Below are 18,039 nucleotides of genomic sequence, written 5' to 3'. Positions count from 1 at the left end.
GACGTCTCCTTACGCGGCCGTGCGGAGCGCGAGACGCGCCCAGTCGGCGTCGAGGGTGCGGAGCTGGCGCTGCGGGTCGCCGCCGAAGGCGATCGACTGCGCGTAGTTCGCGACCGGGATCTCGGCGGGGATGAGCTGCGACGCACCGAGGTAGAAGGCGGCGTCGTCGTAGTACGACTGCATGCCGATCAGCGCCGGGTTCGACGCCGGGGGAGCGTCCTTCCGGACACCGAAGCCGTTGTTGTCGGCGTTGTACTCGTCATTGACCTTCGACTGCATCAGGAACGACAGGAACTCGCGAGCCGCCTCCTGCTTGCGCGACGCCTCCGGGATCCAGAGCGCCAGGTCCACGTTCACCCGCACCTTGTTGTCCGCGGCGTCGTCGGTGACGGGCAGCGGGAAGGTGCCGAGGTCCATGTCCTTGTTCGTCTTCGCGATCTCGCCCAGAACCCACGGTCCCTGCAGGTACATCGCGGCCTTGCCCTGCGCGAAGGCGAGGTTGCCGTCGCCGTACCCGCGGCTGGCCGCGCCGTCCTGGTGCCACTCGCGCAGCTGGACCATGCGTTCCATCGGCGTCCGGAGGTCCTTCTCGAAGGACACCGACGAGTCCTTGCCGACCTTCGTGCCCTCGCGTCGCAGCGCGTCGAACGTCTTCGGGGTGTCGATCGCGCCGCCGATCGTGTAGTCGAACATGCCCTGCGCGATCGTCCAGTTGTCCTTGAACGTGCCGTAGATCGGGGCGATCCCGGCCTTCGTCAGGCGCTCGCAGAGGTCGGCGAACTCGCTCCAGGTCGTCGGGACCTCGAGCCCCTGCTCGGCGAACAGCGCCTTGTTGTAGATCACCGAGGCGGCGGTCACGGAGTACGGCAGGGCGCTCTTGCGGCCCGGGTAGTCGGCGGTCTGCTCCATGAGCGGCCACAGGTCGGGGTTGATCGTGTCGGTCTGGGGCAGGTCGGACAGGTCCGTCAGGGCCCCGTGCTCGACGAACGGCACGACCGAGGAGTTGTAGTTCCAGCACCCGAGGTCCGGCGGGCGGTTCCGGACGAAGTTCGCGGACATGCTCGAGGTCGAGTCGCGCACGACCCGGACCTTCGACTGGCTGTCGTGGAACTGCGCGATGACGCCGTCGAAGTAGCCGATGACCTCGGGCTTCGACACGTAGAACGTGATGGTCTCCGGCTTGGCGCTCGCGGACCCGATCGGGGCGCACCCCGCGAGCGCGAGCCCGCTGGCGATGCCGCCGGCTCCGAGCAGGAACGAGCGTCGGCTCACCGATGCTGCCGTCCTGGTCGTGGCGTGTGGTTGCACGTCGTCTCCGTCCGTCCGGACCCGGCAGCCCTGCCGTTCCGTCCTGCGATCGGCTCCGATGTCGACCGCGAGACTAAATCTAGCGACAAAATCTAATTACGCAAGGAACTCCTTGCGCGATAAGGTCACGGCATGCCGCCACCCCGCCGAACGAGCGCCGAGACACTGCTCGCGCACGCCTTCGACGCCGGCGCCTTCACCGCGACCGAGGCCATCGACGCCACCGGCCTGACCCGCTCGACCGTGCTGGCCGCGTGCGAGGAACTCGTCCGGCTCGGCTGGCTCCGCGAGCTCGACGACGCCCGCGCCGCCGGGGAGTACCGGATCGGCCGGCCCGCCCGCCGCTACGAACTCGACACCGCCGCCGGGGTCGTCGTCGGCGTGGACGCCGGACAGCACCGGGTCACCGCCTTCGTCGCCGACCTGCGCGGCACCGTGCTCGGTCGCGCCGAGGGGGCGCTCGGTGAATCGGGGCTCGAGGTCCCCGTCCGGCTCGCGGTCCTCGCCGACACCGTGGAGGACGCGCTCGCCGCCGCCGGTGCCGACCGCTCCCGCGTCCTGGTCACCGTCGTCGGCATCCCCGCGCCGGTCGACGCCGGTGGGGCGTCGCCGGGCGACGGTGGTTTCTGGGACCGGATGAACCCCGGGTTCGCCGACGCCGTCCCGCACGGCCGCGTCGTCGTCGAGAACGACGCGAACCTCGCCGCACTCGCCGAGCGGCCGTCCTCGGGAGACGCCTCGTTCGCCGCGCTGCTCTCCGGCGAGCGGTTCGGCAGCGGGCTCGTGGTCGACGGCGTGCTGCTCCGAGGTGCCCACGGCGGCGCGGGGGAGATGCGCGTGCTCGACATCGTCCAGGGCGTGGGGTCGTCGGACGGCATCGGCGCGACGGCGCGGACGCTGGTCGCCGAGGCCCTCGCCGCCGGCGAGATCGAGCCGGGCAGCCCACTCACGGTGGACGCCGGCGCCTCCGCCGTGTTCCGTGCGGCGCAGGACGGCGACACCCTGGCGCTGACGATCGTCGACCGGCTCGGCGACCGGCTCGCCCGCGTCTGCGTCCTGCTCGCCAGCCTGCTCGACATCGACCGCGTGGTCGTCGCCGGTGCGATCGCCCAGCCTGCGGTCGCCGTCATCGACCGGGCCCGTGCGCTGCTCGACGGCTGGCACTTCGACCCCGTGCCCGAGCTGGTGGCGTCCACGCTTGGTGGCGACGTCGTCGTCATCGGGGCCGTCGCCCACGCGGTGGACGCCGTCCGTGCTGATCCGCTGTCGTTCCCGCTGGTCGACCCTGCTGTCGTCAGTGCCGACGGTCGAGGGGAAGCTCCCGCGTCCGGTCCCAGTCCTCGGTCCACCCGAGCCGGTCGAACAGCGCATCCAGCAGCATCGCGGTGAACCCCCACACCAGGTGGCCGCCGTCGTCGGGGTGCTCGTTGCCCTCCGCATCGACCGTGAAGCCCGGTCCGCGCCACTCCTGACCACCGCGTCGGATCACCGTGACCCCGCGGTTCGCCGGGTCGAGCAGGTCCGCCACCGGCACCCGGAAGACCGAAGCCGACTCGCGCTCGTCGACGACCCGGATCGGGGACGGCTCGCGCCACCAGCCCAGCACCGGGCGCACGAGGTGGTTCGAGAACGCCAGCGGCACCGCGGGCAGCGTGCCGAGGACCTCGACGCCGGCGGGGTCGAGGCCGGTCTCCTCACGCGCCTCGCGCAGGGCCGCGGCGACGGCGTCGGCATCGCCCGGGTCGATCCGCCCGCCGGGGAACGCGACCTCGCCCGGGTGCGCGCGCAGGGTCGTGGCGCGAGCGAGCAACAGGACGTCGAGGTCGCGGGGCACGTCGGCGGCGACGGCGGGGCGATCGCTCGGCGTGCGGTCGAGCGCGCCGAAGAGCATGAGGACGGCAGCGTGCCGCGGGGTGGTCGTGCCGCCGGGTTCGGCGAGCGGCTCGGCGTCGCCCCACCCGGTCGCGGCGACCCTCGCCAGTGCCGCCCGTGCGCGCCCGTCGTCCATCACCCGCCCACCCTAGGCGTTGGTCACGAGCCGTCCGGCAATCGGTAGGTTCGACCCATGGCAACCGAACGAGTCGACGAGAGACCCGCCGACGAGCACGATCCCTACGCCCGCCGTCCCGGCTACGTGACGGGCGTCGACGGTCGAACCGACCGGACCACCACGGCGATGGTCGTCGGCATCGTGGCCGGCTTCCTCGCGCGGGTCGTCCTCGGTTTCCTCGGCCTGGCCGAGTGGGCCGCGCTCCTCGGTGGCATCGTGATCGGCCTCGTCGTGTGGCTCGTCCTCCGAGCGCTGCGGCGCCGTGCAGACCGGATCGCGGGTCGGTCGCCGGACGCCGTCCCGCAGGCTCGCGACCGTGCCATCGCCGAGGCGAACGGCGGCCGCCGGTTCTTCATCGCCCCGAACCCGGTCGTGGTCATCGTGATGGGCGGGATCTTCGTCGCCGTGGGCGTCGCGCCCCTCGTGTTCGACGGTGCGACGGTTGCCGGGCTCCTGACAGCGGTGCTGGTCATCGCGAGCGGCCTGTTCTTCGTCGTGCAGGGCATCGGCACGCTCGTGGTCCGCCGTCGGGAGCGCAGCGGCCAGTAGCAGCCCGAGTACCCGGCGGACTCCCGGGTGCCGTCGGCATCGTGGAAGAACCGAGGACCTGCTGTTCGTGGTGCTGTGGTCGGTGTGGTTCGCGATGGGCCTCCTCACCGGCCCCGGTGACTTCGTGCCCGTCGAGCGAGCGATCGGAGCCATCGCGTACGCAACGATCGCGACCGCGGGGTTCGGCATCATGATCGCGATCCGTCGCCGTCAGGCAGGCGGAACCGAGGGTGCTGCCGCGATCCAGCGAGCGGTCCGCACCGGGGAACTGCCGGACGACGTGGACCACGTCGTGTGGACCCGCGAGCTCGAGTCCACCCGCAAGCGGTACCGCAACAACCGGGTCATCGTGCCGATCATGGTCGTCATCTTCGCGGCGTTCTCGGTCTGGGCCGCCCTGACGGTCAGTCCGTTCTGGTGGGCGATCCTGGTGCTGTTCGTCGGCCTCTGCGCGTACTCCGTCTGGGAGACCCGACGGGCACTGCGGAACATCGACCACTTGCTGACCAACCTGCGCGGAACCTGGACCGTGCCGCAGTCCAGTAGCCCGTGACCCAGGACGTCCCGAGACCGGAGCGGCGCCGGAACCACAGCACGCACTTCCACGCCCGGGTGCTCGATGCCGTGCGGGGCGAACACCGCCCTGGACGTCGGGACCGGCAACGGTCTGCTCGCCGGTGACCTGTACGACGCGAGGCTCAACGTCACCGCGATCGACCTGGATGCGGACGTCCTCTCCACTGCCCGCAGACCTCACGGCACCAGGTGGCGCCCTGGTGGTCGTCGGACTCGCGACGCCCACCCGGCTGCGTGATCACGTGCTCGAGTTGGCGGGTGTCGCGCAGCACCGTTGGTTCTCATGGCGGCGCGGCTACTAGGAGCACTCCGCGCCGACGTGCTGGCCACCACCGCACTCGTACGCGGAGGTCCAGCACATCGCGCGTGCAGTCCTGATGGGTTCCGAGTACCGCCGACACCCGTTGTGGCGGTACGTGATCACGTGGCGCCGCCCGCGCTGACGCAACGAATGACGGGACGGAGTCGGAGCCCGCTCGGGCCGGGCGCATTGCCTGAACCAGGGCACGGCACCCACCCGCCATTCGCGACTGGAGGAGTTCCGCAGACCGGTTCTGATCCTGCAGCATGGTATTTCTCATGTTGACGGTAACCGTATGGGGGGCTATCGTCCTGGTCACCGGGAGGCAATGCGGCCACCGGGAACGCATCACAAGGGGTTGAACGAATGTCGAAGTTCCGCACGTCTCTGGTTGGAATTGCTGCCGCTGGCGCACTCGTCGCAGGGAGCCTGATCCTGGCTCCCGCTGCGAACGCCGCTGACGCGGCGACTGCTGCGCCCACCGTGGTCAATGTCTCTCAGACGCACCCCGAGATCACGCCAGAGATGGTCAACGAAGCTATCGCTGAGGCCCGCGCCGCCGGGGCCGTCACCAAGGAGACGGTCCACGCCGATGGTTCTCGGGGCATCACCATCGACAGCGGCAACGGTTTCACGATGGAGCTCAACGAAACCAACCCGGATGCCCGTCTCTCGGCCGGGTCCGACAGCTACGGTGGCGTCTACGTCGGGTTCAACGCGTTCGACCAGAATCTCATCATCAGTGGTGCCGCTGCGGGCCTGACCGCTGGCATCTGCGTCCTCGGTCCCGTTGTGTGCGCGGTCGCCTCGGTGGCGATCACCATCGCGACCGTGGCTGTCACGACGAGCGGCGGCGTGCGATGCGGCATGAAGTCACTCCGGGTCTACCCCGTCACGAACAAGAAGCCACGCTGCGCGTAGAACGGAGGGGACAGCTCATGTCGAAGATCCTGAGTAGTGTCACGCTCGCCACCGTCGTCACCATCGGTCTCGTCACCGCTGGGTCCGCGATCGCCGCGGCCACGATCGGCACCCCGAACCAGATCGCGGGTGCGTTCGCGGTCGCCCTCGCCGCGTCCGCAGGTGGCTGCTACCTCGGCACCACGATCCGGCACCGCCGCCGCGCACGCCAGCACTGATTCCCCACGACGAACGCCCCGCACCAGCCCGGTGCGGGGTACTGCGTCTGATCACGTCGATCCAGCACCCGTCTCGGCAGGAACTCCGCCACGGAACCGGTTCGACGTGGATCCGTGCCGAGTCCGAGTTCAGCATCGACCATGACGGGTCAGCGACCCGGTGAGCAGAAGACGTCGGGTACCCGCGAGGGACCCGACGTCTTCTGCGCACTCAGTGGCCGAACGCTCACTCTGTGGGCCGAGCGCTCACTCCGTGGTGGAGACCCAGTCGATGAGCAGGTTGCCCTGGTCGCCCCAGTTGCCGACCTGGAACATGAAGCGGTGCGGCGTCGTCGGCACGTCGTGGGTGACGGTGTCCAGGACCTTGCCGTCGACGCTGTAGGTGACCGACTCGCCGGGCACCCAGTCCACCGTGTAGGTGTGCCAGTCGCGCCACGAGACGCCGGTACCGATCTGGACGCGGTCGGCTTCCTTGCCCGGGGTCATCGAGTGGTGGAACGCCGAGGGGCTGTCCTCGAAGTTGCCCTCGGGGAAGTCGATCTCACCGTCGGACCAGGTGCCCGACGTCGGCCACAGCATGAACGCCGCGCCGTTGCCGTCGCCACCGGTCGCCTTGGCACGGACGGAGAACGAGCCGCCGACGTGGTCCCAGGCTCCGGCGGAGGAACCGAACGTGCCGGCTGCTCCGGCGCCGGTGCCGAGGGCGACGTCCATGACGCCGTCGTGCACCGAGACGGTCTTGCTCGGCGCGTAGATGCCGGAGGTGCCGTCGGGGTAGGGCTGCCACGACTGCGGGTAGAGCCGCGAGACGAGGCCGGTGACGGCGTCGGTGGTGAAGTCCTCGACGAACGAGGCGTCCGGCGCGGCGGCTGCGTCAGGAGTCTCGGCGACCTCGTCCTGCGGTTCAGTCGAGCCCTCGGCCTCTCCGTCGGACGACGGCTCGTCCGACGGATCTGCTGCCTCGGGTTCCGCGGTCGGGGTGGTGTCCTCGATCGGCGCGGCCTCGGCGGTCGGCGCGGGCGTCTCCGTCGGCGTCGCGTCCGACTCGTCGTCGTCCGACGGGGCCGGGGTCGCAGTGTCCGAGGGGGTGGGAGTGGGGGTCACCGGGGCGTGCTGCCCGTGGCGGTGTCCGCCCCAACCCCACCAGCTGTCAGCGGAGGCGGCGGAGGCGGTGGGGACTCCGAGTGCCAGGCAACCGGCGGTCGCTGCCGCCAGGATCGCGCGACGGCGGCTCATCGGATGTGCCGCTCGGTCGTGGAGGTGGTGGAGGTGATGGGCGTGGTGGTCGCGGGGGTCGTGCCGCGCATGGGCGTGCACGTGCTTCGGGTCGAGATGTCGGGCTCCTCGTGGTGCTCGGGCGCAGGATGCGGGGAGGGGACGGCGCGCCAGGGGGCAGGATGCCGAGGGGTTCGGTGACGCGTCCACGGACATCTTGCATCATTTGTGCCCTGTTCGGGGGTAATCGCCCGAATCAGCAGTCGAACGCGCGGTGAACGGCGGGCAGCCCGCAGCCCGCAGCCTCAGCCGCGCCGTACCGGCTGCAACCGCTGCAGCTGCGTCACGTGCCCGGGCTCGAGCTCGTCGAGCGACGTGACCCCGAGCAGCCGCATCGTCCGCTCGATCTGCTCCGACAGGATCTGGATCATCCGGTCGACGCCGGCCTCGCCGCCCGCCATCAGCCCGTACAGGTAGGCCCGGCCGACCATGGTGAACTTCGCCCCGAGCGCCACGGCGGCGACGATGTCCGCGCCGGACATGATGCCGGTGTCGAGGTGCACCTCGGTGTCCGTGCCGACCTCCTTGACCACGGAGGGCAGCAGGTGGAACGGTACGGGTGCCCGGTCGAGCTGGCGACCGCCGTGGTTCGACAGTGTGATCCCGTCGACGCCCATCTCGGCCAAGCGCTTCGCGTCCGCCAGGGACTGCACGCCCTTGACGACGACCTTGCCCTTCCACTGGTCGCGGATCCAGGCGAGGTCCTCGTAGGTGACGGTGGGGTCGAACATGTGGTCGAGGAGCTCCCCGACGGTGCCGGACCACCGGTCGAGCGACGCGAAGGCCAGCGGCTCGGTGGTCAGGAAGTCGAACCACCACCACGGTCGCGGGATGGCGTTCAGCACGGTCCGGGCGCTCAGCTGCGGCGGGATCGAGAACCCGTTCCGCTTGTCCCGGAGGCGCGCGCCGGCGACGGGCACGTCCACGGTGACGAGGAGGGTGTCGAACCCGGCCTTCTCGGCGCGGGAGACCAGCGCCATCGACTTCTCGCGGTCCTTCCACATGTACAGCTGGAACCAGTTGCGGCCGTTCGGGTTGGCGTCGCGGACGTCCTCGATGGCGGTGGTGCCCATGGTGGAGAGCGAGAACGGGATGCCCGCGCGTCCGGCTGCCCGGGCGCCGGCCCGCTCGCCCTCGGTCTGCATCATGCGCGTGAACCCGGTGGGGGCGATGCCGAACGGGTACGCGACCGGCGCACCCAACACCGAGCGCGAGGTGTCCACGGACGACACGTCGCGCAGGATCGCGGGCGTGAACTCGATGTCCTCGAATGCCTGGCGGGCGCGGGCGAGCGAGATCTCGGCCTCGGCGGCGCCCTCGGTGTAGTCGAACGCGGCTTTCGGTGTGCGTCGAGCGGCGATGTCGCGCAGGTCCCAGATCGTCAGGGCCGACTCGAGCCGCTGTCGCCGACCCGGCAGTGAGGGCTTCTTGAACTGCATGAGCGGCGCGAGGTCGCGCACCGTCGGCAGCTGCCGCTTGATCGGTGTCCGCCGGGTCGACGGTGCCCCGGGGGTCGCTGCCGGAGCCCCGGTCGCGGGGTCGACTCGGTGCTGGTCGTCGATCGAGGTCATACAGACATCCTACGTCTCGGAGTGGATTGTGGGGAGGTGTGATCGGCCCGAGGGGTGTACCGGACGGGCTCGACGGTGCGGGCGATCGTCGCGCGCAGGGCCTCGAGCGACGCGCCACCCAGGCCTCCGAGTCCGGCGGCCCGCGCCTGCACGAGGATGTTGCCGAGTGCTGTCGCCTCGACAGGTCCGGCCAGGACGGGCAATCCGGTGCGGTCAGCCGTCAGCTGGCAGAGCAGCCGGTTCTGCGATCCGCCACCGACGATGTGCACCTGTCGGACGTCTTTGCCCGTGATGGCACCGATCGTCGTGAGGGTGTCCGCGTACGCGGTGGCCAGCGACTCGAGGATCGACCGCACGAACTCCGCCCGCGACGCGGGCGCGCTCAGCCCGTGCGCGCCGCACCACGCGGCGATGCGCGCCGGCATGTCGCCAGGGGCCGTGAACGACTCGTCGGCGGGGTCGAAGACGGGGACCGGGGCGGTGACGGCCGCGGCGGAGGCGAGCAGGGCCTCCAGGTCGAGCGAAGCGCCACCACGCTCCCAGGTCCGGACGCTCTCGGACAGCAACCACAGTCCGGACACGTTCTTGAGGAAGCGGACGCGGCCGTCGACCCCGCCCTCGTTGGTGCAGTTCGCGTCGCGCGCCGCGTCCGACAGGACGGGTGCGTCGAGCTCGACGCCGACGAGCGACCAGGTGCCCGACGAGATGTACGCGAAGTCCGGTTCGGTCGCGGGGACCGCGACGACGGCCGAAGCGGTGTCGTGCGAGCCGACGAGCGTGACGGGCGCGGTGCCGCCGACCAGGTCGGCGACGGCGGGCAGCAGGGGCCCGAGTCGGTCGCCCGGGTCGCGCAGGGTGGGCAGGAGGCCGGCCGGGAGGCCCGCAGCAGCCCGCAGCGCCGGATCCCACCCGCGGGTGGTCGCGTTCAGTGCCCCGGTCGTCGATGCGTTGGTGCGCTCGGCCGCCTCGACACCGGTGAGCCAGTAGCCGAGCAGGTCGGGGATGAGCAGCGCGCGCTGCGCGAGCTGCAGGGACGGGTCGGCGGCGAACTGGAACACCGTGTTGAAGGGCAGGTGCTGCAGACCGTTCCGGGCGTACAGCTCGGCTGCGTCGAGCCGCTCGTGCACTCCCTCGACGCCGCCCTCGTGCCGCTCGTCGCGGTAGTGGGAGGGCAGTCCCAGCAGTCGGCCGTCGCGGAGCAGTCCGTAGTCGACCGCCCACGAGTCGATGCCGATGCTGACGATCTCGGGGTGCGCGGCGAACGCCTGACGGAGGCCGTCGGTCACCTGCCGGTACAGCTCCACGACGTCCCAGTGCAGGGCCTCGCGGTCGTGCTCGTGCAGGGTGACGGGACCGTTCGGGAACCGGGCGACGTGCTCCATCCGGACGCCGTCGGTGTCGACGTGCCCGAGGATCACCCGGCCGCTCGTCGCGCCGAGGTCGACCGCGGCCACGGTGCCGCTGTGCGTCATGTGACTACCTCAGGAACGCCGCGGCGACGCCGGCGTCGACGGGCACGTGCAGTCCGGTCGTGTGCGAGAAGTCGTCCGTGCAGATGGCGTAGACGGCGTTCGCGACGTTCTCGGGCACGACCTCGCGCTTGAGGATCGTGCGCTGGGCGTAGAACGCACCGAGGTCCTGTTCCTCGATGCCGTAGGTCTTCGCGCGGTTCGCACCCCAGCCGCTCGCGAAGATCCCCGAGCCGCGGACGACGCCGTCGGGGTTGATCCCGTTGACGCGGACGCCGTGCTCACCGAGCTCCGCTGCCAACAACCGGACCTGGTGCGCCTGGTCGGCCTTCGTCGCCGAGTACGCGATGTTGTTCGGGCCGGCGAACACCGAGTTCTTCGACGAGATGTAGACGATGTCGCCGCCGAGGCCCTGTTCGATGAGGACCTTCGCCGCCGCCTTGGACACCAGGAACGAGCCCTTGGCCATGACGTCGTGCTGCAGGTCCCAGTCCTGTTCGGTGGTGTCGAGCAGGCTCTTGCTCAGCGACAGCCCGGCGTTGTTGACGACGAGGTCGAGGCCGCCGAAGTGCAGCAGCGTCTGCTGGACCGCCTGGTCGATCGCGGCGGCGTCGGTGACGTTCGCCGCGAGGCCGATCGCCTGGTCGGTGTTCCCGATCTCGGCGGCGGCTGCCTGCGCCTTCCCCAGGTCGAGGTCGGCGATGACGACCGCGGCGCCCTCGGCGGCCAGGCGCTTCGCGATCGCCTTGCCGATGCCGCTCGCGGCGCCGGTGACCAGGGCGATGCGGGTGGCGAGCTTCTTCGCAGGCGGCATCCGCTGCAGCTTCGCCTCTTCGAGGGCCCAGTACTCGATCCGGAACTTCTCGGCCTCGTCGATGGGGGCGTAGGTGCTGAGTGACTCGGCGCCGCGCATGACGTTGATCGCGTTGACGTAGAACTCGCCGGCGACGCGGGCGGTCTGGGCGTCCTTGCCGTACGAGAACATCCCGACACCGGGGACCAGCACGATGAGCGGGTCGGCACCGCGGATGGCGGGGCTCGTCGCGTCGGCGTGGCGGTCGTAGTACGCCTGGTAGTCCGCGCGGTACTGCTCGTGGAGTTCGTGCAGGCGGGCGCTCTGCTCCTCGACGGTGGCCGTGGCCGGCAGGTCGAGGATGAGCGGCTTGACCTTGGTGCGCAGGAAGTGGTCCGGGCAGCTGGTGCCGAGCGCGGCGAGCTCCTCGGCGCGCGAGGCCGCCAGGAAGTCGAGGACGACGTCGCTGTCGGTGAAGTGGCCCACCACCGGCTTGTCGTGGCCGGCGATGCCCCGGATGGTCGGGGCGAGGGCGGCGGCGCGTGCGTGGCGTTCGTCGGTCGGCAGCGCCTCGAAGCCTGCTCGGGGCTCTCCGAACGGGTCGGCCTTCCCGTGCTCCGCGATGTACTGCTCGGCGGTGTCGATGATCCAGCGGGAGTTCGCTTCGGCTTCGTCGCTCGTGTCGCCCCAGGCCGTGATGCCGTGGCCGCCCAGGACCGTCCCGATCGCTTGCGGGTGCTCCCGCTTGACGGCCGCGATGTCGAGCCCGAGCTGGAACCCCGGGCGGCGCCACGGCACCCACACCACCTTGTCGCCGAAGATCGTCCCCGTCAGGGCCGGACCGTCCGCCGCCGTGGCGATCGCGATGCCGGCGTCCGGGTGCAGGTGGTCGACGTGCGCGGCGTCCACCAGGGCGTGCATCGCCGTGTCGATGGACGGGGCGGCACCACCCTTGCCGTGCAGCGTGTAGTCGAACGCGGCGACCATCTCGTCCTCGCGCTCGACTCCGGGGTAGACCGCCTGGAGCGCACGGACGCGGTCGACGCGCAGGACTGCGAGGCCCGCCGGGGTGAGGGTGCCGAGGTCGCCCCCGGAGCCCTTCACCCAGAGCAGCTCGACCGGTTCGCCGGTCACCGGGTCGGTCGCGGTGCCCTTCGCCGAGGTGTTGCCGCCCGCGTAGTTCGTGATCCGCGGATCCGAGCCGAGCGCGTTCGAACGCGCGATGAGCGCCCTGATCGTCGCGTCTGCATCGGTGCGCTGCGTTGCGGGATCCACCCGTGCCTCCAGTGTGTGTGTCATGTGTCTACGCACCCCAGCCGGCCTGGACGCCGCCGACGCGGTCCTCGGCGATCGACTGCTGGTAGCCCGACTCCAGGTACGCGCGCATCGGGTTCGCCGGCAGGCCGCGGGACTCGCGCCAGGCCGCGAGGTCTGCTCGGACGTCGGTCTGGTACGCGTCCATGAAGACCTCGTTCGCGCCGAGGACGTCGTGCGCCTCCTGCGCGGCCGTCAGGGCGACGCGGTCGAGGAGCAGCGCCCGGGCCGTCATCTCCTGCACGTTGAGCACGGAGCGGATCTGCCCGGGGATCTTGTCCTCGATGTTGTGGCACTGGTCGAGCATGAACGCGACGTCGGGGTTGTCGTAGCCGCCGCCGCGGATGACCTCGACCAGGATGCGGAACAGCTGGAACGGGTCAGCGGCACCCACGATCAGGTCGTCGTCGGCGTAGAAGCGCGAGTTGAAGTCGAAGCTGCCGAGCTTGCCGAGGCGCAGGAGCTGCATCACGATGAACTCGATGTTCGTGCCGGGAGCGTGGTGGCCGGTGTCGAGGCAGACCATCGCCTTGTCGCCGAGCGCCGACGTCTGCACGTAGCTCGTGCCCCAGTCCGGCACGTCGGTGTGGTAGAACGACGGCTCGAAGAACTTGTACTCGAGCACCAGCCGCTGGTCGGTACCGAGGCGGTCGTAGATCGTGCTGAGCGACTCGTGCAGACGGTCCTGGCGTTCACGCATGTCGGCCTGGCCGGGGTAGTTCGAGCCCTCGGCGAGCCAGATCTTCAGGTCGCGGCTGCCGGTGGCGTCCATCACGTCGATGCAGCGCAGGTGGTGGTCGATCGCCTTCTGCCGGATGCTCGCGTCCGTGTGGGTGAGGGCGCCGAATTTGTAGTCGTCGTCCTGGAACGTGTTCGAGTTGATCGTCCCGAGCGCGACGCCGTGCTCTTCCGCGTGGCGCTTGAGGTCGGCGAAGTCGTCGACGAGGTCCCAGGGGATGTGCAGTGCCACGGTCGGGGCGAGGCCCGTGTACTCGTGCACCTTGGCGGCGTCGGCGATCTTCTCGTAGGGGTCGCGCGGGGTGCCGGGCGTGCTGAACACCTTGAAGCGGGTGCCGGAGTTGCCGAAGGCCCAGCTGGGCAGCTCGATCTGCTGTCGTGCGAGCTGGTCGGCGATGCCGGTGAAGGTCGGGGTCGATGTCATCGTGTCACTTCCTCGTGTGCGATTGAATCGTTTCATACAGTACGGGTTGCTGCGGAGTGCCGCAACCGTGTGGGGTGGTGCTGCGTCGCGCACCCCGTTGCGGTCTTCGCGCCCCGGAGAGTCGGGGCGCGATGCGCGCACCGGGGCGCGATACGGGACGGGCGCCGGGCGGGCGCGGGACGGGCGCCGGCTGCGCGGGACGGGCGCGCGCTGCGCGCCCCGTTGCGGTCTTCGCGCCCCGAAGAGTCGGGGCGCGAAGACTGCCCGGGGGCGCGACGCCGGGCGAGCGCCGTCAGGCGTCCCGCGCGCCCACCGTGACCGGCCCATCTTCCGCCCCGCAGCCCCGCAGGCCCGCTACGCCGCGGGGACCGCGGCCGGGGCGCGCAGCTCGTGCGTCCCCGCGCCGAGCCGCTGCTCCGCAGCACCAGGGAGGCGCACCACCGCGGAGACCCCCTCGGGCACCTCGGCCCGCACCAGGAGCTCGCCGTCGACGAGCTCCCACCGCACCGCGATGTGCCCGTGCACGGAGTCGAGCGACGTCGATGCCCACGTCAGCCCACCGCCCGGCTGCGGCGCGATCAACACGGAGGAGTACCCCGGCTCGAGCGCCGACAGACCGCCCACCACCCGGTGCATCCAGTCCGCCACCGCCCCGAGCGCGTAGTGGTTGAACGAGGTCATCTCGCCCGGGTTGATGGTGCCGTCCGGCAGCATCGCGTCCCAGCGCTCCCACACCGTCGTCGCACCCATCGTCACCGGGTACAGCCACGACGGGCACTCCGTCTGCAGCAGCAGCCGGTACGCGTCGTCGAGGTGCCCGGTCTGCGTCAGCGCGTCGGTGATGAACGGCGTTCCCGCGAAGCCCGTCGAGATCCGGTACCCGGACTGCTCGGCCAGCTCCGCCAGGCGGTCGCCCGCCCGGCGTTGGTCGTCCTCGTCGAGGATGCCGAACACGATCGCGAGCGCGTAGACGGTGGTGCAGTCGCTCCGGATGCGGCCGTCGGTCACGTAGTGCTGCCGGAACGCGGCCTGGAGGCCCGTGGCGAGCTCCTCGGCTTCCCGCGCCTCCGCCTCGTGCCCCGTCAACCGCGCCGCCTGCGCCACGAGGGTCGCGCTGCGGTACGCGCACGCCGTCGCGACGACGCCCGGGTCGGCCTTCGCCTTGGCGGCGTCCTCCGGCGGGGCGTCCGGGTCGAGCCAGTCGCCGAACTGGAAGACGGTGTCCCACAGGCCCTCGGGTGACAGGTGGCCCTTGATTCGGCGGAGGTGCGCCGTCATCGAGTCGAGCTGCTCCTCGAGCACCGCGGTGTCGCCGTACGCCTGGTACAGGGTCCAGGGCACCCACACGCCGGCGTCCGACCAGATGGCGGTGGCGTCCGGGGTGCCGAAGTCCTCGGCGGGGGAGTACTTCAGCACGTCCGGCACCACGAACGGGATGACACCGTCGGCGTGCTGCTGCTCGAGCCACACGTCGCGCAGCCAGTCGCCCAGGAACGCGCGGGTGTCGAACAGGTACGACGCCGTCGGTGCGAACGCGGCGATGTCGCCCGTCCACCCGAGGCGCTCGTCGCGCTGCGGGCAGTCGGTCGGGACGCTCAGGAAGTTGCCCTGCATGCCGCGGACGACGTTGTCGTGGAACGTGTTGAGCAGTTCGTGGCTGGACGCGAACGTGCCCGTGCGGGTCAGGTCGGAGCCGACCTGCACCGCGGTGACCGCTGTGCGGAGTTCGTCGAGCGTGCCGGTCCACCCGTCGACCTGGGCGTACCGGAAGCCGTGGAAGGTGAAGCGGGGCTCGAAGCGGTCCTCGCCGCCGCTCAGGGTGAAGTGGTCCGTGGCCTTCGCGGTGCGCAGCGGGCGGGTGCCGAGCTCGTCGTGTTCGAGCACCTCGGCGTGCTTGAGGGTCAGCACCGTGCCGGCGGGACCGGAAGCGACGACACGGAGCCAGCCGACCAGGTTCACGCCGAAGTCGATCAGCGTCGCGCCGGACGGGCTCGTCCAGACGTCGACGGGGGCGATCTCGGCGAGCGGCCGGACCGGCGGCACGGTGTCGGCGACGAGTTCGCGCTCGCCGATGTCGACGGTGCGCACGGTGCTCGTCCGTCCTCCGTGTCCGTCGACGCTCGGTGTCGTGACCTCGCCGGGCGTCAGGAACGACCCGTCACGCAGCCGGGCGTCGATGTCCTCGCCGTCGTAGAGCTGGTCGGCGGTGATCGCGCTGGACAGGGCCTGCCAGTCGGTGTCGGTGGCGACGAGCTGTTCGTGGCCGTCGGCGAAGGTGATGCGGAGTTCGGCGAACCCGGCGGGCTCGTCGGCGTACCAGCCGCCGCCACCACCCCAGGCGAGCCGACCGGCGGCCCAGCCCTTGCCGAGCACGAGCGCGAGCACGGCGGCGCTGCCCGCGGCCGTGTCGGTCAGGTGGGCCGTGACGTCGTGCGAGACGACGCGGATGCGCCACTCGTAGCTCGTCCACCCCGGTTCGAGCAGGTGGTCGGAGACGCGTTCGCCACCGAGCCACGCCTCGACGACGCCGAGGGCGCTGACGTCGAGGGTCGCCCCGGTGACGGCGCCGTGGCCGTCGTCGAGGGTGAACTCCCGGCGCAGGATCGGCGCGCTCCCGAGGTCGGCGTCGCTCGTGATGAACGGAGCTGTCCAGGCGGTCATGTGGTGTGTCCTTTCACGCGACCGGTCGTCGTCGACCGGTGCGGGGTCGTGTGGTCAGCCCTTGACGGCGCCGCTGGTCATGCCGGCGACGATCTGGCGGTTGAAGAAGATGTAGAGGATCAGCGGCGGGATCGTGATGAGCAGGACGTCGGTGAACAGCAGGTTGAGCTGGCTGACCGACTGGCTCTGGAACGCGTAGAGCGTCTGTTGCACCGTGGCGTTCTCGGATCCCGGCAGGAAGTACAGCGGGTTCGTGAAGTCGTTGAACACCGTGACGGACTGCACGAGCACGACCGTGATGATCACCGGCTTGAGCAGCGGCAGCACGACGCCGAAGAACAGCCGGACCGGGCCGGCACCGTCGAGGACGGCTGCCTCGTCGAGCTCCTTCGGGATCGTCGCGACGAACGCCCGGAACAGCAGGATGCAGAACGACAGGCCGAAGGTCGCCTCGATGAGGATCATCCCGCCCATGGTCTTGAACAGGTTCAGCCCCTGCAGCACCCAGATCGTCGGCACGATCGCCGGCGGCACGATGAGGCCCGCCAGGACGAAGAAGTTGATCACGCCGTTCCACTTGCTCGGACGGCGCTGCAGCACGTAGCCGACCATCGCGGAGAACACGACCATCACGACCACGCTGCCGACGGTCAGGACCGCGCTGTTCAGGAACGCGCGGACGATCACGCCGTCGCCGGAGCCGAACACGGCCTGCAGGTTCTGCCAGAGCTGCCACTCGGTCGGCAGACTGAAGCCGAGCTGGTTCGCTTCGGCCGGGTTCTTCGCGGCCTGCAGCAGGACGAAGACGAACGGCACCAGGAAGACCACGAAGCTCACGACGATGGCGATCGTGCCGATGATCCACCGGCGGGCGCGCCCGGGGTGGCGTCCGCGCGGAGCGGCCGGGGTCAGCCGCTGGTTGACGATGGCGGTCACAGGTCCGCCTCCTTGCGGTTCAGGAGCCACGAGATCGGGACCATGATCGCTGTCACGACCACGAACAGGACCACGTTGCCGGCGGTCGACAGGCCGTAGAACCCGGCCTGGTACTGCTTGTAGATGACGCTCGCGATGACGTCACTGGTGAACCCTGGTCCACCGCCGGTCATCGCCCAGATCAGGTCGAAGGACCGCAGCCCGCCGATCAGCGACAGGATGATGACGGTGCCCATCGCGGGACGCGACAGCGGCAGCGTGATGTTCCGGAAGATCGACCACGCGCTCGCGCCGTCGACCTGTGCGGCCTCGAAGTACTCCTGCGGGATCGCCACGATGCCGGCGATGAAGATGAGCGTCGCGATGCCGACGCCCTTCCAGACGTCCACCGCGGCGACGCTCCACAGGGCGAGGGCCGGGTCGGTCAGCCACCCCGGAGTGGGGAGGCCGACCGAACCGAGCACGCCGTTGATGATCCCGTGGAACGGGTCCATCAGTGCCTTGAACGTGATGCCGATGCCGATCGTCGACACGAGCACCGGGAAGAACACGACCGCCCGCAGGTAGCCGCGCCCCAGCACGGGCGACGTGAGGAGCAGGGCGAGGGCGAGTCCGATGACCACCTTCGCCGCGCTCGTCACGAAGCCGTACTGGAACGTGTGCACGAACCCGGAGACGAGCTGCGGGTCCTGGAAGAAGCGGACGAAGTTGTCGAACCCGATGAAGGTCTGGTCGAACAGCGTCCAGCGGGTGAGGGAGAAGTAGAACCCGGCGAAGGTGGGGACCGCGAAGAACACGACGTACAGCGCGATCGCGGGGATGAAGAACCACGCGGGGTAGAACGAGCGCATCCGCTTGCGCGCGGGTCCGGCCCCGCCGGAGCCCGCTCGGGTCTTCGCCGGCTCGAGTGCCGTCGTGAGGGTCGCGGTCACCGT

General features: G+C 70.5%; 15 protein-coding genes. 5 read left to right on the top strand and 10 right to left on the bottom strand.

The features are described 5' to 3' along the window. Positions 1-9: 9 nt before the first annotated feature. Positions 10-1,308 (bottom strand): ABC transporter substrate-binding protein, encoded by a 1,299-nt coding sequence (locus tag KZI27_RS15380; RefSeq protein ID WP_222658289.1) that lies wholly within the window; start codon positions 1,306-1,308, stop codon positions 10-12. A gap of 132 nt (positions 1,309-1,440) precedes the next feature. Here KZI27_RS15380 and KZI27_RS15375 point away from each other — a divergent pair, with 132 nt between their 5' ends. Continuing rightward, positions 1,441-2,697: an ROK family protein gene (locus tag KZI27_RS15375; RefSeq protein WP_222658288.1), complete on the top strand. Its 1,257-nt coding sequence runs from the start codon at positions 1,441-1,443 to the stop codon at positions 2,695-2,697. Here KZI27_RS15375 and KZI27_RS15370 read toward each other — a convergent pair. After that, entirely contained in the window at positions 2,603-3,316 is a 714-nt protein-coding gene (locus tag KZI27_RS15370; RefSeq protein WP_222658287.1) for an NUDIX hydrolase, read from the bottom strand. The two genes, KZI27_RS15375 and KZI27_RS15370, sit on opposite strands and share 95 nt — an antisense overlap. Positions 3,317-3,373: 57 nt before the next feature. Between KZI27_RS15370 and KZI27_RS15365 the strand changes: the two genes are divergently transcribed. The 4 genes from KZI27_RS15365 (at position 3,374) to KZI27_RS15350 (ending at position 5,923) form a co-directional block, all read left to right on the top strand. After that, positions 3,374-3,907: a hypothetical protein gene (locus KZI27_RS15365; RefSeq protein ID WP_222658286.1), complete on the top strand. Its 534-nt coding sequence runs from the start codon at positions 3,374-3,376 to the stop codon at positions 3,905-3,907. Positions 3,908-3,974: 67 nt separating this feature from the next. Beyond that, a complete protein-coding gene (locus KZI27_RS15360) occupies positions 3,975-4,460 on the top strand; it encodes a hypothetical protein (protein ID WP_222658285.1) in 486 nt (161 codons plus the stop codon). A gap of 690 nt (positions 4,461-5,150) precedes the next feature. Further along, positions 5,151-5,705, top strand: a complete 555-nt coding sequence (locus KZI27_RS15355; protein ID WP_222658284.1) for a hypothetical protein — start codon at positions 5,151-5,153, stop codon at positions 5,703-5,705. 17 nt (positions 5,706-5,722) lie between these two features. Beyond that, complete coding sequence (locus tag KZI27_RS15350) at positions 5,723-5,923, top strand: hypothetical protein (protein WP_222658283.1); 201 nt, start codon at positions 5,723-5,725, stop codon at positions 5,921-5,923. Positions 5,924-6,169: 246 nt separating this feature from the next. Here the strand turns inward: KZI27_RS15350 and KZI27_RS15345 are convergent, their stop codons facing one another. The 8 genes from KZI27_RS15345 to KZI27_RS15310 form a co-directional block, all read right to left on the bottom strand. Then, positions 6,170-7,159 (bottom strand): glycoside hydrolase family 16 protein, encoded by a 990-nt coding sequence (locus KZI27_RS15345; protein WP_222658282.1) that lies wholly within the window; start codon positions 7,157-7,159, stop codon positions 6,170-6,172. Positions 7,160-7,443: 284 nt separating this feature from the next. Further along, the gene (locus KZI27_RS15340) at positions 7,444-8,637 is read right to left on the bottom strand and encodes an alpha-hydroxy acid oxidase (RefSeq protein ID WP_261784246.1); all 1,194 of its coding nucleotides are present in this window, start codon (positions 8,635-8,637) and stop codon (positions 7,444-7,446) included. A 128-nt stretch (positions 8,638-8,765) separates the two neighbouring features. Continuing rightward, a complete protein-coding gene (locus tag KZI27_RS15335) occupies positions 8,766-10,241 on the bottom strand; it encodes a rhamnulokinase (protein ID WP_222658280.1) in 1,476 nt (491 codons plus the stop codon). 4 nt (positions 10,242-10,245) lie between these two features. Then, complete coding sequence (locus KZI27_RS15330) at positions 10,246-12,330, bottom strand: bifunctional aldolase/short-chain dehydrogenase (RefSeq protein WP_222658279.1); 2,085 nt, start codon at positions 12,328-12,330, stop codon at positions 10,246-10,248. A 4-nt stretch (positions 12,331-12,334) separates the two neighbouring features. Beyond that, positions 12,335-13,507, bottom strand: a complete 1,173-nt coding sequence (gene rhaI / locus KZI27_RS15325; protein ID WP_222658278.1) for an L-rhamnose isomerase — start codon at positions 13,505-13,507, stop codon at positions 12,335-12,337. Positions 13,508-13,861: 354 nt separating this feature from the next. Further along, the gene (locus tag KZI27_RS15320) at positions 13,862-16,168 is read right to left on the bottom strand and encodes an alpha-L-rhamnosidase (protein WP_222658277.1); all 2,307 of its coding nucleotides are present in this window, start codon (positions 16,166-16,168) and stop codon (positions 13,862-13,864) included. Between the two features lie 54 nt (positions 16,169-16,222). Next, on the bottom strand, positions 16,223-17,095 hold the full coding sequence (locus tag KZI27_RS15315; RefSeq protein WP_261784244.1) for a carbohydrate ABC transporter permease: 873 nt from the start codon (positions 17,093-17,095) through the stop codon (positions 16,223-16,225). A gap of 5 nt (positions 17,096-17,100) precedes the next feature. Continuing rightward, complete coding sequence (locus KZI27_RS15310) at positions 17,101-18,036, bottom strand: carbohydrate ABC transporter permease (RefSeq protein ID WP_261783920.1); 936 nt, start codon at positions 18,034-18,036, stop codon at positions 17,101-17,103. Positions 18,037-18,039 lie beyond the last annotated feature (3 nt).

It is taken from the genome of Curtobacterium sp. TC1, from assembly GCF_019844075.1.
Classification (GTDB): domain Bacteria; phylum Actinomycetota; class Actinomycetes; order Actinomycetales; family Microbacteriaceae; genus Curtobacterium.
This window is presented reverse-complemented; position numbering and strand designations above follow the sequence as displayed.